Source organism: Stenotrophomonas sp. (assembly GCF_059505245.1).
This window is the reverse complement of the sequence record NZ_JCACKF010000036.1, coordinates 16197-41022: the sequence shown is the minus strand read 5'-3', so window position 1 is coordinate 41022 and position 24826 is coordinate 16197. Positions and strand designations below refer to the sequence as shown.

Here is a 24826-nt window from a genome sequence, read left to right as displayed (position 1 = left end):
GGGGGGCGGCTGTTGGGCCCCACCGCCCCCCCGGGGTCGGGTTGGGGGGGGCCCCCCCCCCCCCCCCCCCGACCCACCCTCCCTCAGTAAACCCGCTGCTGCTGTTGCTGTTGCTGTTGCTGTTGCTTTCGCTTTGGCCGTTGCCGTTGCTCCGGCCTCGGCGGGTGCCGGGCGCCGCCCGGCCGTAACCCCTTACTTCTTCGCGCGCGGCTGGTTCAGCGGCTCCATCGCGCGGAAGCGCTTGCTGTACTCGTCGGTCAGGTTGCGCGATTCCAGGCTGTTGCGCACGATGCTCGGGGTCAGCAGCACGATCACCTCGGAACGGCGGCTGGAGCGGCTCTTCTGCCCGAACAGCGCGCCAACTACCGGAATACGGCTCAGGCCGGGAATGCCGCTGCTGCCATCGGTGCCCGAATCCGTGATCAGGCCAGCCAGCATGATGGTGTCGCCGCTCTGCACCGCCGCTTCGGTCGACAGCTTCTTTGTGGAAATTCGCGGGTTGCAGTTGCGCTCGGTCGGATTGCAGTTGTCGGGCACGTTCGAGGCGCTGCTCACTTCCTGCACGATATCCAGGAACACCGTGCCATCGCGGGTCACGCGCGGGCGCACCTTCAGGATCACGCCGGTGTCGATGTACTGCACCGAGCTGTAGGTGCTGGTGCCCACGCCGGTGTTCACCGTGGTGGTGTTGATCGGCACCTTGTCGCCCACGTTGAGCGTGGCCTCGGCGTTGTTGCGCACGAACACCGAAGGCGTCTGCAGCAGGCGTACATCCGTGACCTTGTCCAGCGCACTTACCACCGCCGCGCCATTGTGGCCGGTGAATGCCCAGCCCAGGCCTTCGCCGCCCGTTGCGGCACCGGCGAAGCTGCTCCACGAGCCACCCGCTGCCGCCGGCAGGGTCACGCCGCCCAATGCGCCCGTCAGGGCACGCCCGGCCACGGCATTGTCAAAGAACCAGTTCACGCCGTACTTCAGGTCGCCATCCAGCGAGACCTCGGCCACCTGGGCTTCGATGTGTACCTGCAGCGGCATCACGTCCAGCTTCTCGATCACCTCGCGGATCGAGCGCCACGCCTGCGGCGTCGAGCGCACCAGCAGGGTGTTGGTTTCCTCCACCGCCGACACGCCGACGCGGTCGCCCTCCACTTCCAGGCTGACACTGACGTTGCCGGGCTGGCGCTGCGGCAGGTTCAGGCTGCCATTGCTGCTGCCACTGCCACTACCACTGGTTCCGCCCAGCGTCGAACCCAGGTTGCTGCTGCTGTTGTCCATGCCACGGTCGCCGTCGCCGCCTAGCTGCGACGGAATGGCGCCCGGTGCCAGCGAGGCCGGGCTGGAGCCGCCGCGGTTGCCACTGCTGGCGAAGGCCTCGCTGAGGCGCTCGGCCAGGTCGCGCGCCTTGATGTAGCGCAGCTCGTAGGAGAACAGGCGGGCGCTGCCACCAGCGGTGTCGATACGATCCAGCCACTGCTGGATCTGGTCCAGGTAGCGCACCTGCGGCGTGATCACCAACACGGCGTTGGCATTCTCCAGCGGCAGGAAACGGAACATGCCGGCGCTGGGCGTCTTGCTCTCTTCGCCGAACACCTTTTCCAGGTCGGCCGCGACCTGCTCGGCCTTGCCCGACTGGATCGGGAACACGCCCACCGACATGCCCGACAACCAGTCGACGTCGAAGATCTCGACGGTGCGCAGGTAGTTTTCCAGTTCCGCGCGGGTACCCCCCAGGGTGATCACGTTGCGGCCACTGTCCACGTTGACGATGGCGTTGGGGCGCGCGTACGGCTCCAGCACCTTCTTCATTTCGGTGGCGGAGATGAACTGCAGCGGGACCACGCGGACTTCGAAGCCGCGCGCGCTGGCCGCGGGTGCCGTGCTTGGCGCGACCGTGCCGGCCAGCGCCTGGTCGGCGGCGACGATGTTGTAGCGCCCACCGCTGTAGACCATCCGCGCGTTGTTCCAGCCCAGCACCATCTCCAGCAGGTTCAGTGCCTGCGCCGGCGATACCGGCTTGGGCGTGGCAAGGGTGACCGTGCCCTGCACGCCTGGCGCGATCACGTAGTTCTGGCCAAGCATGTCACCAAGGATGGCCTTGACCACCGCATGCAGCGATTCGCCTTCGAAGTTGAAGGTCGCCTCGCCGGTACTGGCACCGTGCAGCGCCGGTGCCGGCGCACGCGCGGCCTCGCGGTTGATCATGGTGCCGGTGCCGCGGCGGATCACCGCCTGCGGTGCCCCCTGGCTTTCACGGGCGGCATCGGCAGCGACATCGGCCGCCTGGCCGGCGTCGGCGCTGGGCGACAGATTGCCGTTGCGCTGCACGTGCGGCGCGGACACCGTACTGCAGCCGACCAGCAGCGCGAGGGCAAAGGACCAGGGAAGAAAACGCAGGTTCATGCATTCACTCTATCGGTTGGTGCCATCGCCCGGGGGCGGCGACGGTTGTTGCTGCTGTTGCTGCAGCTGGCGGCGGCGGGCCTGGATGCGTTCGCGGATGGCCTGCATCTGCGCTTCACTGGGACCGTTGTTGTTGGCCGGTGGGGTTGTTGCAGCGGCCGCCGCAGGCGCTGGTGCATTGCCAGCGGGCGACGGCGATGGGATTGCCGCGGCCGGTGGCGGCGCCGGCGGAGCGCCCGCCGAGGGCGGCACCACGATCGCACCTGCAGGCGGTGCGCCGTTGGCACCGCGCAGCACCGTCGGCGGCTCACCGCCCTGGCCGTTGAACACCGCCAGTTCCAGGACCTGGTTGCCACCGGGGCCGATCACCGTCGCCTGGCGCGGCTGCAGCGCCACCAGCTGCCAGCCATCCACGGCTTCGCCGTTGAGGCGCAGGCGCAGCGAGCGGTTCTGTTCGGTGGTGAACGTGGCCATGCCGAAATCGCCGGTCAGCAGCACACCGGTGAGGCGCAACGCGGCGCTGGCCGCCGGTTCGCTGCCACCCAGCAGATAAGGCCGCGGCCTGCGGTCTTCGGCGAACAACGGGCGCTCACCGATCGCGCTGTAGCTGTCGGCGCTGGCCATGCGCTCGGCCGCCAGCGGCGGCAGCGATGGCAGCGATGGCGCGGCGTCGGCATCACCGCCGGCACCCGGCAGCTGGCTGCCCAGCCCGAAGCCGGTCGCCAGCCAGACGGCGGCCGCCCAACCGGCCAGCGCCAGCAGGAAGCCGGTAGGCAGGCTGATCTGCTCAAGCTTCATCGGCCACCTCCTGCCCTTCGGACGGGGGCGCCGGCTGCGGCGCAGGTGCGGCCTCGGTCGGCGACGCGGACGGTGCCGGTGTCGCAGCGGGCGCCGGAACCGTGCCATCGGCGGCAGCGCCCGGCAGCAGATAGCCGGCCAGCTCGAAGGACACGTCCAGGCCCAGCCCCGATTCGTTCGGTGATTGCTGGAAGCGCTGCGCGATCAGGTTGAGGTTGTCGACGAACAGGCGTGGGCTGCCGGTTTCCAGGCTGTGCAGCACGGTGGCCAGTTCGGCCACCCCGCAGCGCAGGCGCACCTGCATGGCGACGCGCACGAACTCGGCGTCGCGCCGGTTGTCGGTCAGCGGCGTGCGGTTGCTGATGGTGCAGCTGCGGTTGCCCGGGCTGGCCATCGCCACCGCATCCTGCAGCCGGGCGCCCAATGCAGCGGCGGCAGCTTCGGCAGTGGCTTCGCGCAGGAAGCCTGGCCGCTGCTGCAATGCCTCGCGGGTGGCACGCAGGCGCTGTTCGATCTGCGGCCGCTGCTGCAGCTGCGCCTGCACGCGCGCCTCGCGCTCGCGCAGCGCGGCGACATCGGCATCGATCGCACGCAGCGGCTGTGTGAACCATGGGTGCACCAGCAACAGATACGCCACGCCGAGCACGGCCAGCAGCAGTGCCAGCGCCAGCCAGCGGTCACGGCGTGCGCTTGGCATCGGCATCGGCCGCCTCCGGGCTCGGTGCCGCGGCCGGCAAGGGCTGCAGCTCGGCGGTCATGGTGAAGCGGTCACGGCCACTGGCGGCGCCATCGGCCTGCAGCACCCCGGTCAGGTTGACCTTGCGCCACTGCGGTGCATCCTGCAGCAGCTGCACCAGCTGCGATGCCTCGCGGCTCAGGCCGATCAGCTGCAGGTTGTTGTTCTCGATCGCCAGCTTTTCCAGATAGGTGCCTTCCGGCAGGCGCCGGGTCAGTTCATTCCAGATTTCCACGGTACCGGCGCGCTGGCTGCGCTGTTTCTCCAGGAACGCGGCACCATCGATCAGCGCCTGCAGCTGCGCGCGTTCGCTGGCCACGCCACGCGCACTGCGCGCGCTGCGCTCGACCTGCTCACGCAGCGCGTCGGCGGCAGCCCGGCGGTTGTCCAGCAGCTGCACTGCTGCCAGCACCAGCATCACCGCTGCCGCCACCGCCAGCAGCAGGTTCCAGCGCCGCATCGGGTCCGGACGCACCTGGCGCTGCGCGGGCGGCAGCAGGTTCACCTGCAGCACGTTGCCCTGCACATCGATGGCATCGACACCGGCCAGTGCGTCGGCCCACGGGCCCACCCCACTGCGCCATGCGTCCAGCTGCCGCAACGGCCATGCCACCAGTTCGACCTGCAACTGGCCTTCGCCGGCCGCGCCCAGTTCACGCACGTCATAGCTGACCTGGGACGCTTCGAACGGCGTCTGCCGGTCGATCTCGAAACCGACCACCGCGCGCAGGCGATCGGCCGCGGCGGCGGGCAGGCGCAGGGTACGCCGCAGGACGTCCATCGCCGGCAGCAGCCACACCCGCGGCAGAGTACGCAGGCGGGGCTCCAGCACGCGGTCCAGGTCCGCCGGCGACAGCGGCCACGGCAGGCGCGCCACCGCTTCGCGGCGCTCACCGGCCTCGCGCCAGACTTGCAGCTCGCCCCCCTGCTGCTGCAACAGCAGGCGTGCCTGACCCCAGCCCAGCGCCCATTGCCAGCGCACCGGCACCCAGGCCAGCAGCGACTGACGCCACCAGCGCAGGAAACGGCCCGCGCCCGGGCCGATCCGGCCCTGCACCTGCCGCAGACTGTCCTGCCACGCCGTCATCTTGCTGTCATTCCCTGCTCCCAGCGAAGCACTGTGTAAGTCCGCCCGGGAACCCCGCCCGAGCCACTGCGTACCACTGCCTGCACCACCGACCTGCGTCCACTGCTGTCGATGGCACCGGACTCGATACTATAGGTGCCGCTGCTGCTGGCAAGCGTTGTCGTACCGCCAGCGGAATCTGCATCACGCTCCTGCTGTGCGCGCTGCGCCATCACACTGTCCGCATCCAGGCCCAGCGCGGTCAGCACCGGTGCGCTGGCGAACTGCGGATCCGGGCGTGCCTGGCGGCTGTACAGGGTCAGGTGCGGCAGCATCGCCCGGTACAGCGGGCCGCGCATGCCCAGCACCCGCTGCAGCTCGCCCAGGGTCTCGAAGCGCTTGTTGCGGGGACCGTAGGGCAATCCGGCTGCGGCGTAGTCCTGCGCTTCGGCGCCCCCTCCCGGCTGCAGCAGGCTGTCCTCGTCGCGCCAGTCGATGATCGCCCCGGCCAGCTGCCGGGCCTGTGCATCGTCTTCGCCCAGCGCCTTGAGGAAGGCGGTCAGCAGCGCCGCATCGGCCAGATTCAGGTTGATCTTGCCGTTCTCGTCCAGCACCTTGATCTCGATGCTGGCGTCGTCGAACTGCCAGCGGTAGGTACGGCCATCGGCACGCCAGGGCGCGCGTTGCGGATCGGCCGACAGCCGCAGCAGGGCATATTCAAGGCCGGCGCGCGCACGTTCCTGCCCGCGTGCATCGTCATCCAGCACGCGCTGCTGCAGGTGCTCGACCCGTGCGCTCAGCGCGAATGCACCGACCAGCGCCGTCATCAACGCGATCAGCCACAGCACCAGCACCAGTGCCGCCCCGCCCTGCCGGCTCATCGTGCGCCTCCACTGCCACCGGCACGCAGCGCCACCACCAGCGGCGGCCACGGCGCGCCGCGGTTCGGCACGATCTGGATTTCCACCAGCAACGGCAGGCGGCGGGTGTCGTCCCAGCGCGGCAGCCAGTCGGTGACCTGCCCGGTGCTGGCATCGATGCCGCGGTAGCGCAGCTGCACCGACTTCAGGTTCTCCACCAGCACCTCCGGCGGGCGCGGCGGATTCTCGGCGATGCGCTCGCCCTCCTGCAGCAGCACCAGGTCCAGCAGCAGGCGCTGTTGGCCACCGCGTCCGTCCACCTGCAGCGCGTGCAGGTAGGGGCCGCCACGGCCGAGGTAACCGGGCAGGTCGGCGGCGAACAGCATGCGTTGCTCCTCGCCCTGGAAGAAGTTGGGTTCGCGGGTGGGGTCCGGGGCCTCCAGCGGGGTGCGCAGTGCACCCGCCAGCTGCCTGCGCAGCAACGACTCGACCGCGCGCATGCGTTCGCTTTCAGCGGCGATCTGCTCGCCGCGCTGGCTGACCGCCATCGCCGAGCGCACGCTGGCAAAGGCCAGTGCCAGGCCGCCGGCCAGCAGCACGGTGGCCAGCATCACTTCGACCAGGGTGAAGCCCGCGGCGCGCCGCTTCATCGCGCGCTCTCCAGGTCGGGCGGCAACAGGCGCAGGCTGCGCCAGTGCAGTTGTTCGCGCTCGCTGTCGCCCCAGCGCACCCGCAGCTGCAGCTCGGCCAGCCATGGGGTGCCCGCTGACGTGGCCTGCACGACGTTGCCGGCGCGTGGTTCCACCCACGGCTGGACCTGCAGCTCCCAGTGATAGCGCCCCTGTTCCCAGTCACCCTGCTGGCTGCCCACCTGCAGCGGCGCGTCGACACCGGCTTGGGCCAGCAACGACTGTGCATGCAGCACCGCACGCGTGCGCAGCTCGGCGTCACGTACCTGCTTCGCGCCACCGGACAGGCTGCCCAGCAGCAGGGTCAACGCCAGGCCCAGCAGGGCGAAAGCGATGATCACTTCCAGCAGGGTGAAGCCACGCGCGCGCCGCTTCATTGCGCCCGCCAGGGGCCGGAGCGGACCTCGCCGGTCAGCCAGCCGACGTCGACGCGCCATTCGGCACCGTCGCGCTGCAACCGGATACGGCCGCCGCTGGAGCCACCATCGGGATGGAACTCGATCACGCCCTGCCCCGCCGCGGTGGCCAGCTGTGCGGCACCTTCGAACTGCACCTGCAGCTGTGCCGGCACCTCACCGTGGCGCTGGTTGGCCCCCTCCCAGCGGCGCCGTGCCGGTTCGATCACGAAGCGCTGCGGTTCGCCGCGGGCGATCGCCTGCGCGCGCACCATGCGCAGCTGGCTGGCGATGTCCTTGCCGGCGCTGCGCAGCTGCATGCCGGCGAACCCGCGCGACAGGCCGGCGGCGGTGATCAGGCCGATCGCCGCGATCAATGCGATCACCAGCAGCATTTCCAGCAACGACAGTCCAGCCGCGCGCCTGCCGTGCAGGCGCGGGCGTGGCAACCGGCGCGGCAGGAAGTACGTCATGCGCGGTTACGGCTGGTAGCGGATGTCAGCGTCGACGCTGCTGCCGCCAGCCTTGCCATCCTTGCCCAGGCTGACCAGCTCATACGGCTGGCCTTCGCCCGGCGCCCGGTACTCCAGTGCGTGGCCCCACGGGTCATTCAGGTCGGCGGGCTTGGCGTACGGGCCGAGCCAGCCGCCGACACCGGCCGGCGCCGTCACCAGGTCGTTGAGCGTGGCCGGCAGCTTGCCGGTGTCGATCTGGTAGTTGTCGATCTTGGAGGCGACGGTCTGCACCTGCGCCTTGGCGATGTTGGCCTTGCCACGGTCGGCGCCGCCCAGCACGCGGCTGGCGACCAGGGTCAGCACCGCGCCGATCAGCACGATGACGATGATGATTTCCAGCAGGCTCATGCCCGACTGGTTGCGCGCGGCGGTGAAGGAAAGGCGGATCGGTCGGCGACGGGCAATCATGGACGGTCCTTTCAGTTGCGGAGTGTCGGGGTTGCAGGGAGTGCCATCGTCAACCGATGGTATTGGTCAGGTCATACAGCGGCACCAGCACGGCCACGATCACCGCGCCGACCACCGAGGCCAGCACCAGGGTGATCGCCGGCACCATCGCCGCCAGCATGCGGTCGATGCGCCGGGCGCTGTCCTGTTCGAAGGTGTCGGCGGCCTTGAGCAGCATGGTATCGAGTGCGCCGGATTCCTCGCCGACCTGGATCATCTGCAGCGCCAGGCGCGGGAACCGCTTGCCGCGCGACAGGGCCAGCGACAGGCCGGCGCCGTTCTTCACTTCATCGGCGGCCGTTTCGACGTCAGCGGCCAGGGCGCGGTTGCCCAGCACGTTGCGCGCGATGCCCAGTGCCCCCAGCAAGGGGACACCGTTGCGCAGCAGTGTGCCCAGCGTGCGCGCCAGCCGGGCGGTTTCCAGCTCGCCGATGAGGCGACCGATGCCACGCCGCTGCAGCAGCCAGCCATCCAGCGCCAACCGGAACGCCGGTTGCCGCGCCTTGCGCTCGAAGAACAGCACCAGCACGCCGGGCACCACCAGCAGCAGCACCCACCAGTCACGCACGAACAGGCCCAGCTGCAGTACCGCGTTGGTGAACCACGGCAGCGCCACGTCCAGGCTTTCGTACATCTGCGCGAACTGCGGCACCACGTAGCCGAGCAGGAACAACAGCGCGCCACCGACCACCACCAGCAGGATCGCCGGGTAGACCAGCGCGTTGATGACCTTGCCCTGCAGCGCGCGGCTGCGCTCGAGGTAGTCGGCCAGGCGTTGCAGGGTTTCATGCAGGCTGCCACCGGCTTCGCCGGCGCGCACCATGTTCACGTACAGGCGCGAGAACAGCCCATGCTGGCGCTCCAGCGCGGTGGACAGCGGTGCGCCACCGCGCACCACGTCGCGGATGTCGGTGATCGCGCGGCGCGATCGTTCGTCCTCGGGCAACCCCAGCAGGATGGACAGCGCGCGGTCCAGCGGCTGGCCAGCACCGAGCAGGGTCGCCAACTGCTGGGTGAACTGCAGCAGCGCGGCCCCCTGCAGCGGGCGCTGCTGCAGCAGGTTGCGCCAGCTGCTGCCGCCGATCGCGCCGGCGTCGGCCAGCTGCGTCTCCATCGGCAGGTGGCCCTGGTCCTGCAGGCGCGCGATCAGCTCGGCCTCGCTGGCCGCTTCCATCTGCCCATCGAAGACCTCGCCATGCGGATTTAGCGCCTTGTAGCGATAGTTCGGCATGTCAGCCCCGGCGTCCTGCACGCATCAGCTTTCCTCGGTCACGCGCAGCACTTCCTCGATGGTGGTCTGCCCGCTCAACGCCTTGGACAGGCCATCCTCGTACATGGTGCGCATGCCGGCCTCGCGGGCGATGCGCTCGATCTCGCCCATGCCATCGCGGCGCATCACCGCACGGCGCAGCGCATCGTTCATCACCAGGAATTCCATGATGGTGGTACGCCCCAGGTAGCCGGTCGGCGCCAGCGCAGACGGCTTCGGGCGGTACAGGTGGATCGGCCCTTCCGGCTGCAGGCGGCGCAGTTCGAACCGCTCGATCTCTTCCGGCGAGGCTTCGTAGCGCTCGGCGTGGGTCGGCTCCAGCCGGCGTACCAGGCGCTGGGCCAGGATGCCGTTGATGGTGGACGTGAGCAGGTAGTCCTCCACGCCCATGTCGAGCAGGCGGGTGATGCCACCGGCTGCGTTGTTGGTATGCAGGGTGGACAGCACCAGGTGGCCGGTCAGCGCCGACTGGATGGCGATGCGCGCGGTTTCCAGGTCGCGCATTTCACCGATCATGATGATGTCCGGATCCTGGCGCACGATGCTGCGCAGGGCATTGGCGAAGTCGAGGCCGATCTGCGGCTTGGCCTGGATCTGGTTGATGCCTTCTATCTGGTATTCCACCGGGTCTTCGACCGTGATGATCTTGACGTCGGCGGTGTTGAGCTGGCTCAGCGCGGTGTACAGCGTGGTGGTCTTGCCCGAGCCGGTCGGGCCGGTGACCAGCAGGATGCCATGCGGCTGTTCCAGCACCTTGCGGAACTGCGGCAGGAAGGCATCGGTGAAGCCGAGCCGGTGGAAATCGAACACCACCGTTTCGCGGTCCAGCAGGCGCATCACCACGCTTTCGCCATGCGCGGTCGGTACCGTGCTCACGCGCAGGTCCAGCTCCTTGCCCTGCACGCGCAGCATGATGCGGCCGTCCTGCGGCAGGCGGCGCTCGGCGATGTTGAGCCGGGCCATGATCTTGATGCGGCTGATCACCGCAGCGGTGAGGTTGGCCGGCGGGCTTTCGCCCTCCAGCAGCACGCCATCGACGCGGTAGCGGACCTTCAACCGGCTCTCGAACGGTTCGACATGGATATCCGAAGCGCGCAGCTCCACCGCACGCTGGATCACCAGGTTGACCAGGCGGATCACCGGTGCTTCCGACGCAAGGTCGCGCAGGTGCTCGATGTCGTCGACCGCACCGCCCTCGCCATCCGCGGTTTCCACGATCGCGCCCATCGCGCTGCGGCCCTGGCCGAACCAGCGCTCGACCAGGTCATCGATCTCCGCGCGCATGCCCAGCACCGGTGTCACCGGGACCCCAAGGGCCAACTGCACGGCCTGCTGTGGATAGGCGTCGTGGGCATCGGCCAGCCACAGCCGCACCCCGTGTTCATCCAACTCCAGCGGGCACACATGGAACTGCTTCAGGAAGCGCAGCGACAGCGGAAGTCCCTCGGCCAGCGCCTGCGGCGGGGCCTCCGGCACCTGCTTGCCCTCCAGCAGCGGCAGGCCCAGCACCTCAGCGCTGGCCTGTGCCTGGTCGCGTTCAGACACCAGGCCCAGGCGCACCAGCAGGCCCAGCAGACTGCCGCCGGCCTCGGCATGCAACGGCCGCGCGCGTGCCAGGTCTCCTTCCTTGAGCCGGCCGCGCGCCAGCAACGCATCCAGGATGCGGCCTTCGGCGTCGTCGGTAACGGTTGCAGCGAGCGCGTTCACGTGACTCTCCTGTCAATCGGCCCGACTTTAGCAGTTAAGCCGTGATTTCCGCCGCCCTGCGGCCACCTTTCGTAAAAAGACGAAGCCCGTCACACAGGGTGACGGGCGTCGGCCGTTCAACTACGACACGAGGTGATTACTGCGTGGCGAGAATGCTCACGCCGTTGTATGCCGCTTCGCCCACCACCTTGATGTAGTAGGTGCCCGCCACCGGCTTGTTCACCCGCACCGTTTCGGACGTGCCGGGACGGGTCGACTTGCCGTCGTTGTCGCTGGCGCTCGGCTCACGCCCCTGGGCAATGTAGACCGAGACGTTGCCGGTGCCACCGTAGGTGATCACGCTGAGCTGCTTTCCGGCGACGGCTTCGAAGCTGTACAGCTTGCTGCTGCCGGCAGCACCGTTCAGGCCGCCGACTGCGGCCTTGTTGGTCAGCGGCGTGGCCACCGGCCCGCAGTTCTCGGTGCACGGTTCTTCCAGTGCCTTGGCCAGCGCGGCCTTGGCATCGAGGATGCCGGTACCGATCGGGGTCGCCGCCGGGATGGCGACCGGGAACGGACGCGCCGTTTCCTTCAGCAGGGTACGCATCGCGGCCGGGGTCAACGGATCCTTGCCCTTGGCGATCAGTGCGCTCTGCACCAGTGCCGCAACGGCGGCCACATGCGGCGAGGCCATCGAGGTACCGCCCATGCCCATGTAGCCCGGCGTGCCCGATTCCGGCGTGGTGGCCGCATTGGAGCCGGTCTGCCAGATGTAGCCGCCCGGGTTGCCGTCGACACTGCCGCCACCGCCCGGACCGGACAGGTCCACGCGGGCTCCATAGTTGGAGTAGTAGGTGATGCCACCGGTGATGCGGGTGGCACCCACGGTCACCACGCCTTCGCAGCTGGCCGGCTGGTACTTGGACGCGTTGTCGGCTTCATTGCCGGCAGCCACCACCACCGTGGTACCGCGCGAGATCGCGCCGTTGATCGCGTCCTGGTAGGTGCTGGCGCAGGAACCACCGCCCCCCAGGCTCATGTTGATGATCTCGGCCGGATTGGTGTTGGCCGGGATGCCGGTCACGGTACCGCCGGAGGCCCATGTCACCGCATCAGCGATGTCGGACAGGTAGCCGCCGCACTTGCCCAGCACGCGGACCGGCAGCACCTTGGCCTTGTAGGCGACACCGGCCATGCCGACGCCGTTGTTGGTCTGCTCGGCCACGGTGCCAGCGACGTGGGTGCCGTGCCAGGAACTGTCGTCGGCCAGCGAGCCGTCATAGCACTCGTTGTCGTTCTCGACCCAATCACCGTAGTCCTGCGCACCCGGCACGCGATCGTTGGTCGGGCGCCGCGAGGTCTCCGCATCGCTGATGAAGTCGTAGCCTTCCAGCAGGTTTCCGACCAGGTCCGGATGCTGCGGCAGGACGCCGGTATCGATCACTGCCACCACGATGCCCTCGCCCTGCGAGACATCCCACGCCGCCGGTGCGTTGATGCCGCCGACCGCATTGTGCAGATGCCACTGGTTCTGCTGGTAGAAGGGATCGTTCGGCACCAGCGCCGGCTGCACGTTGCCGGCACGCAGTTCGCTGCGGCGCAGCTTCACGTCGGCTTCGGCGTACTGCACCGACGGATCGGCCTTCAGTTCCTTCAGCACGCGCTGCAGTTCGGCCGGTGCCAGGCGGCCCTGCACACGGATGAGATCCGCACCGGTAGACAGCTTGCGGACCACCTGCGGGCCGAGCGTGCTGGCGCGTGACGTGCCGCCGGAGAGACTGGCACGGGTCAGTGCGGACTGCACGGTGGACAGCTTCGCCGAGCGGTCGGTGGCGGCAGCAGCGCCGGCCCGGTACTTGACGATGATGCGCTCGGTACCCGGCTGGGCGGTGCTGGCCTGGCGCACCGGTTCACGGGTCGGCAACCCGGCGGCGTGGACGGCACCGACCGCCGTCATCGACAGCACGGCGGCGGCAAGCACATTGATGCGAAGGTTCTGCTTCTTGATCACGTCGAATTCCTCTTCTGGGTCATGGATCGAACCAACACTGCGGCCATCATTCCTTGACGACTCCCGGCCGGCCCAGCCGGGATTGCCGTGACCTCCCCCCAGGCCCTCACTGCAGGTACGGCGCCGGCGTGGGTGGCCGCCGGCGCGATGGAGTGGCTTACCAGCCGAAGCCGGCACCGACGCCGACCGAACTGTCGTCACTGCTGAAGGCGCCGCCGAAGGTGACCGTGGCGCGATCGCTGATCGCACGCTGGTAACCCAGCGACAACGCCGACTCGCCACCCTGGAAACCGATGCCGACGCCGACACGGTTCTGGGTGCGGATACCGGCGGCACTGGTAGCCATGTTGAGCATCGCTGCGCTCATCGCGCCCTGGCGGTCGATGCGGCGGTCCATGTGGCGCAGGCGTCCGTCGATCTCGCCCTTGAACACATCGAAGCTGTCGGCAACGGCCTGGACGCGACTGTCGGTGTAGCTGTTCGCCGTCGCCATGCCACGATCCAGCTGGCCCTTGTTGACGGCGTCGGTGGCGGTGGTGCCCGCGGCGACGTTGGTGACCTGGCGTTCGTTGCCTTCGCTGCCCACCGAGACCGTGTTGGCACGATCGGCAACCGAGCCCTGGCCCAGCGCCACGGCATTTGCCGCCGTGGCACTGGCGCCCTGGCCGATGGCCGTGGACGAAGCGCCGCTGGCTACCGCGCCATCGCCCATGGCCACGGCGTTGAAGCCGGTGGCCGGGGTGCCGACCGGAATGCCCGCCCCCGCCGCGGCCACCGTCGGCGTGCCCTGCACGCGTGCGGTACTGGCCGGCGCGGCATCGGCCGTTGCCGGTGCGTCGGCCACGCTGGCCTGCGGGCTTTCATCCAGCGAAGCACTCATTGCGCGCAGGCTGGACGCGCCTGCACGCGTGCCACCGGCAGTACGACGGTCAATCTCACTGACCTTGCGGTCCAGCGCGCCCAGCGCATCGCCGACATTGCTGTAGGTGGCGCCCTGGATCACGTAGTTCGGCGCCACGAACACACCCTGCATGCCGACGCTGGCACCACCGCCGAGGAAGCTGGCGGCATCACTGAGCGACTGGAACAGCTGCCCGCCATTGATCGCCTGGCGGCTGCCGGCGGCGATGTTGCCCGCGCCGACGTTGTCGATGGTGGTGCCCTGGAAGCCGGACAGGGTCAGGCGGTCACGGCTGGCGTCGTCATAGCCGACGGCGCTGGCCGCCGTGGTCTCGACCGTGGCGATGCGCGAGTCGAAATCACCGACACGGGTTTCCACGGCGCCCACGCGCTGGTTGGTGACGTTGAGCTGCGAGCCGGTGACCGCGTCGCTGCTGCCGGCGGCGATGCGGCCGTCGGCCACATTGACGATGCGGCGCGCGGCCGGGCCATCGGTGCCGTTGCCACCACCGACCGACACCACGTTGGCATCGAGCGCACGCGAGCCCGCACCCAGTGCCACCGAGTTCGCACCGGACGCGCCGGCACTGTTGCCCAGTGCAAGCGCACCGTTGCCGATGGCCATCGCATTGGCACCCAGCGCATTGCTGCGTGCGCCGCTGGCACTGGCGGCCGAACCGATCGCTGCGGCATCGCTGCCGCTGGCACTGGCGGTACCCGCGCCGCTGGCCTTGACGTAGCGTGCGGTGCCATCGGCGGTCGCCGCGACCGCATCGAGCTGGCCACGATTGACTGCATCGGTGCGCTCGGTACCGGCGGCGACACGGGTGATCTGACGATCACTGCTGGCACTACCGACCGACACGGTGTTGGCACGATCAGCCACCGAGCCTGCGCCCAGTGCGATGCTGCCGGCCGCCGAAGCGTTGGCACTGACACCCACCGCGGTAGCGTTCGCACCGGTGGCCTTGCTGCCGTAGCCCACCGCAGTACCCAGTCGACCACTGGCTTCGGCGTAGCTGCCCAGCGCCGAGGCGCCATCGGCCGAGGCAGTGGCGCGGAAACCGCTGGCCTGCGACTGCGTGCCGCTGGCCGTGGCCTGCGCGCCGCTGGCGGTGCTGTAGGCGCCCTTGGCCTGGGCGCCGGCGCCGGTAGCGCTGGCGCCGAGTTCACTGGCGCTGGCAGCGCTGCCCACGGCCACGCTGTCGACACCACTGGCCTGTGCGTTGGTACCCAGTGCCGCCGCGTTGCTGCCGGTCGCCAGGGCGTCGGCGCCTACCGCCGTGGCGTTGGCGGCCATCGCGTTGGCGCCACTGCCCAGCGCGGTGGCACCGTTGCCGATGGCGTTGGACGCGTTGCCGGCGGCCAAGGCGTTGTCACCGTCCACCAGGGCACCGGCCTCGCCATCGGCGTTGCCGCTGGCCTGGAACTGGCGGCTGGTCTTGTCGGCGACGCTGGCAACGGCATCCAGCTGGCCCTTGTTCACCGCGTCGGTGGCTTCGGTACCGGCTGCCACATGGGTCACCTGGCGTTCGCCACCGGCCTTGCCGACGGCCACGGTATTGTCACGGTCGGCCTTGGAGCCGGCACCGAGGGCGACACTGTTGCTGCCGTTGGCGGTGGCGTTGGCGCCCAGGGCCGTGGCATTGCTGCCGGCGGCCCACGAGTTCCAGCCGATTGCCGTGGCGTAGTCTTCGGTCGCCCATGCGCCGGCGCCGAACGCCGCCGCACCGGTGCCACTGGCACGCGACGGGATCAGGCCGAAGAAGGTGCTGCCACCGATGGCCACGCTCTCCTCGCCGCTGGCCTCGCTGGACTGACCCACCGCCACGGCACCGGTACCGGCCGCAGCAGCACCGAAGCCGACGGCGGTCGTGTTGGCACCACTGGCCGCCGAGCCGTAGCCCAATGCGGTGCCGAGGCGTCCACTGGCCTCGGCATAGCCACCGACGGCAGTGGCGCCATCGGCAGAGGCGGCACTACGGAAACCGCTGGCCAGTGCCTGCGTGCCGCTGGCGTTGGATTCGGTGCCGGTTGCCGTGCTGTACGCACCACTGGCCTGTGCACGCGCACCGACCGCGCTGGCGCCGAGCTCGCTGGCGCTGGCACCGGTACCGAGCGCAAGGCTGTCTTCACCGCTGGCCTGCGCTGTGCTGCCCAGCGCCGCCGCATTGTTGCCGGTGGCCAATGCATCGATGCCCACGGCCGTGGCGTTGGCCGCCAGCGCGTTGGCACCGCTGCCCAGCGCGGTGGCCCCGTTGCCGATGGCGTTGGCCGCATCGCCGGCCGCCAGCGCGTTGTCGCCCTCGACCAGTGCCCCTGTTTCGCCATCGGCGTTGCCGCTGGCCTGGAACTGCCTGCTGGTCTTTTCCGCTGCGGCGGCTACGGCGTCGAGCTGGTTCTTGTTGACCGCATCATTGCCCTGCGTGCCATCAGCCACGTTGGTGATCTGGCGGGTGTTGCCACCGCCGCCGACCGACACGGTGTTGTCGCGGTCGGCGATCGAATCGGCACCCAGCGCCACGCTGTTGGCAGCGCGCGATTCGGCGGCGTTGCCCAGCGCGGTGCTGTTGATGCCACCGGACCAGGCGCCGCCACCGACGGCGGTGGAGTAGTTGCCCGATGCTTCGGTGGCCAGCACGCCGAACAGCGATCCGCCGACGGCGACGCTGTTGGTGCCGGTGGCCAGGCTGCCCTGGCCAGTGGCGGTGCTGTAGGCACCGGAGGCTTCCGAATCACCGCCCAGCGCCACGCTGTTGGAGCCGGAGGCATTGGCGAAGTTGCCGAAGGCCGTGGCATTGAAGGCCGAGGCCTGTGCATAGCCACCGATGGCGGTGCTGTAGCCGCCGGTCGCCTCGGCACCGATGCCGAACGCTGCCGACGCGGTGCCACTGGCGACACTCTCGCTGCCGACCGCGGTGGCGCCGCTGCCACTGGCATTGCTGAAGTACCCCACTGCCACCGCCTCCTCGCCGGAGGCTTCGGACAGCACGCCGGTCGCGGTGCTGCCAGCACCGCTGGCGATGCTGGCCGCACCGAACGCCGCACTCTGCTCGCCACTGGCCTCGCTTTCCGCACCCTGCGCGGTTGCGTATTCAGCGGTCGCCTGTGCATTTGCACCGACCGCGCTGGCGTTGGCGGCGCTGGCCAGGGCGTTGACGCCCAGTGCCTGCGCATTGCTGGCCAGCGCGTTGGCGCCGCTGCCGACTGCGGTGGCCCCGTTGCCGATGGCGTTGGCCGCATCACCGGCGGCCAGCGCGTTGTCACCGTCCACCAGTGCACCGGCCACATCACCGCCGTTGCCGCTGGCCTGGAAGAAGCGGCCGGTGGTGGCTGCCGCGCCCGCCACGGCATCCAGCTGCGCCTTGTTCACCGCGTCGGTGGCCTGGGTACCGGCGGCGACGTTGGTCACCTGGCGTTCGTTACCGGTGCTGCCGACCGAAACGCTGCGGGCGCGGTTGGCGACCGAGCCGGCGCCCAGTGCGACGGCGTTGCTGGCGCTGGCGTTGCTGCCGGCACCGAGCGCGATCGCGCTTTCACCACCGGCCACCGTGTTGGTGCCGATGGCGATGCTGTTGAGGCTGTTGCCCAGCGCCTGGAAGCCCAGCGCCACGCTGTTGTCGCCATAACCGAATGCGCCGCGACCGACGGCGGTGGAGCTGGTGCCGTTGGCCCAGCTGTTGTAACCGATGGAGGTCGCACCACTGCCACTGGCCCAGGCCGCGTTGCCGAATGCCGAGGCATTGGTGGCCGTTGCCCAGGCGCCGGAACCGAACGCACTCGCCCCGCTTGCGGTAGCCCAGCTGTAGCCACCGACGGCGGTGCTGTCGTCACTGCTGGCGAAGGCGCTGTCGCCAACCGCAACCGCGTAGCTGCCGGTCGCACGCGACTTGCCGCCGGCCGCGAAGCTGTTGTCTCCGCTGGCCCTGGCGGCGTTGCCGAACGCACTGCTGGCAGCGCCGGTCGCCTGCGCACCACTGCCGACCGCCGTGGCGTCGGCAACGGCAGTGGTGCCGACCTGCTGTGCCGTACCGTCGGCACCGATGATCGGCTGGTTGTACTCGTCGTAGGCCTGGCCGAGGCCACCGATGGCAACACCGCCATTGCCGGTGGCGTTGCTGTTGCGCCCCACCGCCACGGCGTCGTCACCGATGGCCGAGGCCGCTGCGCCCTGTGCAATCGCGCCAGCGCCGATCGCATTGCTCGACGAACCCGCCGCAACCGCACCTTCGCCCTCGGCCAATGCACCGGCATCGCTGCCTGCTTCCGGCTGGGCCTGGAAGAAGCGCGCGGTGCTGTCGGCGGTGCTGGCCACCGCGTCGAGCTGCGCCTTGTTCACTGCATCGGTGGCTTCACTGCCCGCGGCGACGCTGGTGATCTGCCGTTCGTTGCCGGCACTGCCCACGGCCACGCTGTTGGCACGCACCGCTTCGGAGTTGGCGCCGAGCGCAACGCTGTTGGCACCGCGTGCGGTGGCGTAGTAGCCCACGGCGGTGCTCTGCGCGCCGCTGGCCCAGGTCTGCGCGCCGAGCGCGCTGGCGTTCTCGCCCGGTGCGTAGGCGAAGTAGCCGACCGCAGTCGCTTCGGCGCCGGACGCTTCGGTCAGGCTGCCGTTGGCCACCGCGCGATCACCGCTGGCGATGGCGCCGGCGCCGACGGCGGTCGACGCTTCGCCGCTGGCCTGGGTCTGCACGAAGAAGCCCAGGCCTGGAATCAGATCGGCCGGGCCGCCGATGGCCACGCTGCTGGTGCCGGTGGCATTGCTCTGCGTACCCAGCGCGGTGGAGTAATCACCGATGGCATTGGCAACCGCACCGAACGCGGACGACTGCGCGCCGGCGGCATATGCGCCAACGCCATAGGACGACGCGGCGAAACCACCGGCCTCGGCACTCGCACCCACCGCAGTACCCCCGACACCGGCACTGGTGGCGCCGGTTTCCACCGGCACGCCGCCACTGGTGATCAGCGGATTGCCATCGGCATCCACCGCAGCACCACCGACGGCGACACTGCCTGGGCCGTTGGCCTGCGCGTTGTTGCCGAACGCGGCACTGTTCTGGCCCGAGGCCAGCGCGTTGTTGCCAACGGCGGTGGCGTTCTGCGCGACGGCGGTCGCACCGGCGCCCACGGCCGTCGCACCCTTGCCGATCGCATTGGCGGCCTCGCCAGCCGCCAGCGCCTCGTCGCCCTCGGCCAATGCACCCGCATCACTGTTGCTGCTGCCGGTGGCCTGGAAACGCTTGGCGGTGGCATCGGCCACGGCGGCGACGCCCTTCAACTGGCCGACGTTGACCGCGTCGGTATCTTCAGTACCCGCAGCGACGCTGGTGATCTGCCGGGTCAGGCCGTAGTCGGCGGCGCCGACAGAGACGGTATCGACGCGGTCGGCCAGCGAGCCGGCGCCCAGCGCCACGCTGCCGGTGGCAACCGCAGCGGCGTTCGAACCCAGCGCGGTGCTGTATTCACCGACGGCGGTGCTGAACGCACCCACCGCGATCGACGCTTCGTTGGCGGCGGTAGCGCCGCGGCCCAGTGCGGTGCTGCCCGGGCCCATCGCCACGGCACCACCGCCGACGGCCGTTGCGCCATCGGCAGTGGCTTCGGACAACGCACCGAGTGCGGTGGCCGCGCCGTTCTCGCTGGCTGCGTACGCGCTGGCGCCGACGGCCGTATCGCCAAGCCCGAACGCGGCCGCGCTCTGCCCGACCACCACGCTGGCATCGCCGATGGCCAGGGCGCCCTGGCCGAAGGCACTGGCGCCGAGACCGGCGGCAATGGCCTGGGTCCCGATGGCGGTGGTGGCGTTGGCCAGCGCCTGTGCACCGGCGCCGGCCGCGACTGCGCCCTGCCCCTCGATCTTCGCCGCGTCGCTGTCATCGCCTGCACCGTCGGCCTTGAAATAGCGGTTTCCATCGGCGGCGACATCAGCCAGCGCGGCCTGCGTGGCGCGCGCCTGCGCGTCCAGCTGCGCCTTGTTCACCGCATCGGTGCCCTGCGTACCAGCAGCCACGTTGGTGAGCTGGCGCTCCTTGCCAGCATCGCCGATGGACACGGTATTGGCCCGCGTGGCCTTGGAGCCAGCGCCCAGCGCCACGCTGTTGGCGGCGCTGGCATTGCTGTTGCTGCCGATCGCCACCGCGTTGCTGCCCTTGGCCGTGGCCGAGCCTTCGATCAGGCACTTTTCCAGCAGCTTGCCGCTGAATGCAACGCAGGTGGCGCTGCCGCCGATCTGCACCGACTGTGCCGTCGCGCTGCCGCTCATGCCCAACCCCAATACCAGGCCCAGTGCCACCGCCAGCAGTGCGGGCGTGGCCTGTGTCGCATCGCGGCGCTGGTCGACGACCCCGCCACTGCTGCTGTCGGAGGAGGCCAGTTCCGAGGCCACCACCAACTGACCCAGTGCTTTGTTCCAGACCTTGCGATAAATCCGATTCATCGGTACGGCTCCTGATTGGACTGGTTTTGGGCAAAGCAACGCCACCGCTGGGCTTTCCGGCCCAACGTCCCCTGGGGGCGTTTATTCGCGTGATTTACTGCGGGGTATTGCCGAACGGCGCGCAGCGACAGAAAACCGAGCGCGTGCGCCAACCGGTTACTGCGAAATGAATGATTCTGAAACGGGGTTCAAGTGTTAACGGCAACTTTGCAGATCGTCAAGACTTTGACACGACAAATCCTATTGCCGTGAAGCAGTTCACTATTTCACGTGTTTATAAAGGCATTTTGTTAGACATACGTGACGAACTGCTGGCGCATGAAAACGGATGTAACTAGCGGCCAGATCAGCAATTTCACGCACACAAAGAAAAACCCGCCGACAAAGCGGCGGGTTTTTCCATACGCGGTGGCATTGCGGCCTGCGCGGAACGATGCGATCAGCCGCACCACACCCGCGCGTTGCGGAACATGCGCATCCACGGCGAATCACCCTGCCATTCAGCCGGTGCCCAGCTCAGGTTGAGCGCGCGCGGGGTGCGCTCCGGGTGCGGCATCATGATGGTGACGCGGCCGTCGGTGCTGGTCAGGCCGGTGATGCCGTCCGGCGAACCGTTCGGGTTCAGCGGGTACTGGCTGGCGACGTTGCCATGGCCATCGATGTAGCGCAGCGAGACGCGGGCGGCAGCCTGGTCGACGGCGTTGTCGAACACGGCCTGGCCTTCGCCGTGCGCCACCGCTACCGGCAGGCGCGAGCCGGCCATGCCACGCAGCAGGATCGACGGCGATTCCACCACTTCCAGCAGCGCGGTGCGGGCTTCGAACTGCTCGCTGGCATTGCGGCGGAACTGCGGCCAGTGTCCGGCACCGGGGATGATGTTCTTGAGCTGGCTCATCATCTGGCAGCCGTTGCACACGCCCAGCGCGAAGCTGTCTTCGCGCGCGAAGAACGCGGCGAAGGCATCACGCAGCGCACTGCGCTCCAGGATCGAGGTGGCCCAGCCACGGCCGGCACCGAGCACATCGCCGTAGCTGAAGCCGCCGCAGGCGACCAGACCGGTGAAATCCTGCAGCGCCACGCGGCCTTCGATCAGGTCGCTCATGTGCACGTCGAAGGCGCGGAAGCCGGCACGTTCGAAGGCGTTGGCCATTTCGATCTGGCCGTTGACGCCCTGCTCGCGCAGCACCGCCACGCGCGGACGCGCACCGGTGCTGATGAACGGTGCCGCCACATCCTCGTTCAGGTCGAAGCTGAGCTTGGGCTTCAGGCCCGGTGCGTTGAAGGCACGGGCGACCTCGCGCTCGGCATCGGCGTTGGCCGGGTTGTCGCGGCGCTTCTGCATCGCGTGGGTGACCGACCACCAGGCGTCGAACAGTGCGTCCCAACGCCATTCGGCCAGGTTCTCGCCACCCAGCGACACGCGCACCACCGGCGCGGTGGTCGGCTTGGCGATGCGCTGTGCGCATTCGGTCAGTGCGTGGCGTTCGACCAGGTCGGCGAACGCAGCGCGGTCTTCGCGCGCGATCTGCACCACCGCACCCAGTTCTTCGTTGAACAGGCTGCGGAACGGATCATCGCCCCAGGCATCGAGCGTGATGTCCAGGCCAAGGCGCGAAGTGAAGGCCATTTCGCACAGCGCGGCGAAGGCACCACCGTCGCTGCGGTCGTGGTAGGCCAGCAGCAGGCCGGACTGGCGCGCATCGCGGATCAGCTCGAAGAAGCCACGCAGGCGCTGCGGATCGTCCAGGTCCGGAGCGGCACCGGCGAAGGCCGGCAGATCGCCATGGTCGGCGTGCACCTGGGCCAGGATCGAACCGCCCAGGCGCTGCTTGCCGGCACCCAGGCCGATCAGCCACAGCTCGCTGTCCACGTCGCGGTCGAGCAGCGGGGTCAGCTGCTGGCGCACGTCGGCGACCGGCGCGAACGCCGAGATCACCAGCGACACCGGCGACACGCTCTTGTGCGCTTCGCCCTGGTCGTGCCACTGCGCCTGCATCGACAGCGAGTCCTTGCCCACCGGGATGCTGATGTCCAGCTGCGGGCACAGTTCCATGCCCACCGCCTTCACCGCGTCGTACAGCAGTGCGTCTTCGCCCGGATGACCGGCCGCGGCCATCCAGTTCGCCGACAGCTTGATTTCATCCAGCGCATCGACCGGGGCCGCACACAGGTTGGTCAGCGCTTCGCCCACCGCCATGCGTGCCGACGCAGCGGCGTCGAGCAGGGCCAGCGGGGTGCGCTCGCCGATCGACATCGCTTCGCCGGCCACGCCATCGAAGTCGGCCAGGGTGATCGCCACGTCAGCCACCGGCAGCTGCCACGGTCCGACCATCTGTTCGCGCGCGGTCAGGCCGCCGACGCTGCGGTCACCGATGGTGACCAGGAAGTTCTTCGAGGCGACGGTCGGGTGCGCGAGTACGCGCAGGCCCGCTTCCTGCAGGTCCAGGCCGCCGGTCTTCAGCGCCGGCCAGCGCGGCGCCGGCGGGTGCGCGGTGTCGCGGTGCATCTTCGGCGGCTTGCCGAACAGCACGTCCATCGGCAGGTCGATCGGCGCATCGGGCGGGGTGTGACCCGGCACGGCACCGTAGGCCACCACCAGATGTTCCTCGGCGGTGGCCACGCCAACGGCGGCGAACGGGCAGCGCTCGCGGGCACACAGCGCGGCGAACTCGGCCAGGCGCTCCTGGGCCACGCCCAGCACGTAGCGCTCCTGCGACTCGTTGCACCACAGCTGCATCGGCGACAGCGACGGATCATCGGTGGGCACCTTGCCCAGGTCGATGACACCGCCGACCTTGGAGTCGTGCAGCAGTTCGGGGATGGCATTGGACAGGCCACCGGCACCGACGTCGTGGAAGAACTTGATCGGGTTGTTGGCGCCCATCGCCACGCAGCGGTCGATGACCTCCTGGCAGCGGCGCTCCATTTCCGGGTTGTCGCGCTGCACGCTGGCAAAGTCCAGGTCCTCGGCGCTCTCGCCGGAGGCCACCGAACTGGCCGCGCCGCCGCCCAGGCCGATCAGCATTGCCGGGCCACCCAGCACGATGACCGCATCACCGGCCTGCAGCTGGATCTTGTCGACCTGCACGCGGTCGATCGCGCCGAGGCCGCCGGCCAGCATGATCGGCTTGTCGTACGCACGCACCAGATCGGCGCCTTCCGGCAGCTCGAAGCTGCGGAAGTAGCCGAGCAGGTTCGGTCGGCCGAATTCGTTGTTGAACGCGGCGCCGCCGAGCGGGCCGTCGGTCATGATTTCCAGCGCCGGCGCCATGCGCGGGTTCAGCGCGCGCGGCGCTTCCCACGGCTGCGGCAGCTCGGGGATGCGCAGGTGCGAGACCGAGAAGCCGGTCAGGCCCGCCTTCGGCTTGCCGCCACGGCCGGTCGCGCCCTCGTCGCGGATCTCGCCACCGGCACCGGTCGAGGCACCCGGGAACGGCGCGATCGCGGTCGGGTGGTTGTGCGTTTCCACCTTGATCTGGAACGCGCTGGGCACCTGCGGCTCGCGGCGGTATTCGCCACTGGCCGGATCGGGGCGATAGCGCGAGGCCGGATGGCCTTCGATCACCGCGGCATTGTCGCTGTACGCGCTGAGCGTGTGCTGCGGAGTCTGCTGGTGGGTGTTCTTGATCATCCGGAACAGCGAGCGGTCCTGCTCCTGGCCGTCGATGGTCCAGCTGGCGTTGAAGATCTTGTGGCGGCAGTGCTCGGAATTGGCCTGCGCGAACATCATCAGTTCCACGTCCGACGGCGACCGGCCCAGCGCAGTGAAACGCTCGCGCAGGTAGTCGATCTCGTCCTGGGCCATGGCCAGGCCGAGGCGCTGGTTGGCGGCCTCCAGCTGGTCCACCGGCACGCGCTCCAGTTCACCCCGGGCCGGTGCCGAGAACAGCGCCTGGCCCTGTTCCACGGTCTCCAGCACCGACTGCGTCATCGGGTCGTGCAGCGCCTTGACCAGCGCCTGCTGGGCGGCGGCATCGGCCGGCCAGCCCTGCACGTCGATGCGCAGGCCACGTTCGACCCGGCTGACCGGCTGGCCGGCACCGCGGACCAGTTCGGTGGCCTTGCTCGACCATGGCGACAGCGTGCCCAGGCGCGGCACCACGATGCGGCTGACCGCGCCGTCGGCCACGGCTTCGGCCTGCGGCGCCGCTTCGAGGATGCGGCACAGGGTGGTCAGGTCGGGGGCGGCGCTGCCTTCGGGCTGCACGAAGTAGACGTGCCAGGCACCGCTGATGCGCAGGGAGGGAGCGATGGACTGCAGGCGGGATTCAAGACGTTCGCGGCGGAACGGCGACAGGGCGGGCGCGCCCTCGAGGACCATCATGTCCGGGGAACCGTAGTTGGGAAACGGGCCCGACATTGTACCGGAAGCGGGGGATGGGCTCTGGCCGGGCGGCGCCCGGCACCCGTCGAGGCCAGGGCAGCGGCAACGGCAATGGCAACGGCAATGGCCCAAGCAAAAGCTGGGTTCCCGTGGGATGGCGGGGTGGTGGGGGCCAGCAGGACACGCCGTAAACCCGTCCATGGGGGCTCGATGGCGCCATCCATGGCGCCAACGGTCCTGCTGGCCCCCACCACCCCGCCCCCGACAGTTTCCCGCGATGTGCGGTGGAT

The 24826-nt window shown here is 69.4% G+C and carries 14 protein-coding genes; all 14 read right to left on the bottom strand.

Annotation, left to right across the window (positions count from 1 at the left end; genetic code table 11):
- Positions 1–192: 192 nt before the first annotated feature.
- The 14 genes from gspD to purL all read right to left on the bottom strand — a co-directional run bounded on the left by gspD (position 193) and on the right by purL (position 24536).
- Entirely contained in the window at positions 193–2400 is a 2208-nt protein-coding gene (gene gspD, locus AC5JLE_RS13335) for a type II secretion system secretin GspD (RefSeq protein ID WP_049404733.1), read from the bottom strand.
- Between the two features lie 9 nt (positions 2401–2409).
- Positions 2410–3198 (bottom strand): type II secretion system protein, XpsN-like, encoded by a 789-nt coding sequence (locus AC5JLE_RS13330; protein ID WP_197561706.1) that lies wholly within the window; start codon positions 3196–3198, stop codon positions 2410–2412.
- Positions 3188–3901 (bottom strand): type II secretion system protein GspM, encoded by a 714-nt coding sequence (gspM, locus tag AC5JLE_RS13325; protein WP_496065363.1) that lies wholly within the window; start codon positions 3899–3901, stop codon positions 3188–3190. The genes AC5JLE_RS13330 and gspM overlap by 11 nt, the downstream gene beginning before the upstream one ends.
- Complete coding sequence (locus tag AC5JLE_RS13320; RefSeq protein WP_164688268.1) at positions 3876–5021, bottom strand: PilN domain-containing protein; 1146 nt, start codon at positions 5019–5021, stop codon at positions 3876–3878. Before AC5JLE_RS13320 ends, gspM begins: the two co-directional genes overlap by 26 nt.
- Entirely contained in the window at positions 5018–5881 is an 864-nt protein-coding gene (locus tag AC5JLE_RS13315) for a type II secretion system minor pseudopilin (protein WP_064237626.1), read from the bottom strand. The genes AC5JLE_RS13320 and AC5JLE_RS13315 overlap by 4 nt, the downstream gene beginning before the upstream one ends.
- Positions 5878–6510: a type II secretion system protein J gene (locus AC5JLE_RS13310; RefSeq protein WP_496065362.1), complete on the bottom strand. Its 633-nt coding sequence runs from the start codon at positions 6508–6510 to the stop codon at positions 5878–5880. Before AC5JLE_RS13310 ends, AC5JLE_RS13315 begins: the two co-directional genes overlap by 4 nt.
- A complete protein-coding gene (gene xpsI, locus AC5JLE_RS13305) occupies positions 6507–6926 on the bottom strand; it encodes a type II secretion system protein XpsI (RefSeq protein ID WP_111205445.1) in 420 nt (139 codons plus the stop codon). Before xpsI ends, AC5JLE_RS13310 begins: the two co-directional genes overlap by 4 nt.
- Entirely contained in the window at positions 6923–7417 is a 495-nt protein-coding gene (xpsH, locus tag AC5JLE_RS13300) for a type II secretion system protein XpsH (protein ID WP_197561704.1), read from the bottom strand. The genes xpsI and xpsH overlap by 4 nt, the downstream gene beginning before the upstream one ends.
- Positions 7418–7423: 6 nt before the next feature.
- A complete protein-coding gene (gene gspG / locus AC5JLE_RS13295) occupies positions 7424–7867 on the bottom strand; it encodes a type II secretion system major pseudopilin GspG (RefSeq protein WP_014645890.1) in 444 nt (147 codons plus the stop codon).
- Between the two features lie 49 nt (positions 7868–7916).
- Entirely contained in the window at positions 7917–9137 is a 1221-nt protein-coding gene (xpsF, locus tag AC5JLE_RS13290; RefSeq protein ID WP_496065361.1) for a type II secretion system protein XpsF, read from the bottom strand.
- 24 nt (positions 9138–9161) lie between these two features.
- On the bottom strand, positions 9162–10883 hold the full coding sequence (gene gspE / locus AC5JLE_RS13285; protein ID WP_496065360.1) for a type II secretion system ATPase GspE: 1722 nt from the start codon (positions 10881–10883) through the stop codon (positions 9162–9164).
- Between the two features lie 136 nt (positions 10884–11019).
- A complete protein-coding gene (locus AC5JLE_RS13280) occupies positions 11020–12873 on the bottom strand; it encodes a S8 family peptidase (protein WP_014645887.1) in 1854 nt (617 codons plus the stop codon).
- A 157-nt stretch (positions 12874–13030) separates the two neighbouring features.
- Complete coding sequence (locus tag AC5JLE_RS13275; protein ID WP_496065359.1) at positions 13031–20212, bottom strand: ESPR-type extended signal peptide-containing protein; 7182 nt, start codon at positions 20210–20212, stop codon at positions 13031–13033.
- 439 nt (positions 20213–20651) lie between these two features.
- The gene (gene purL / locus AC5JLE_RS13270) at positions 20652–24536 is read right to left on the bottom strand and encodes a phosphoribosylformylglycinamidine synthase (protein ID WP_496065358.1); all 3885 of its coding nucleotides are present in this window, start codon (positions 24534–24536) and stop codon (positions 20652–20654) included.
- Positions 24537–24826: the final 290 nt, after the last annotated feature.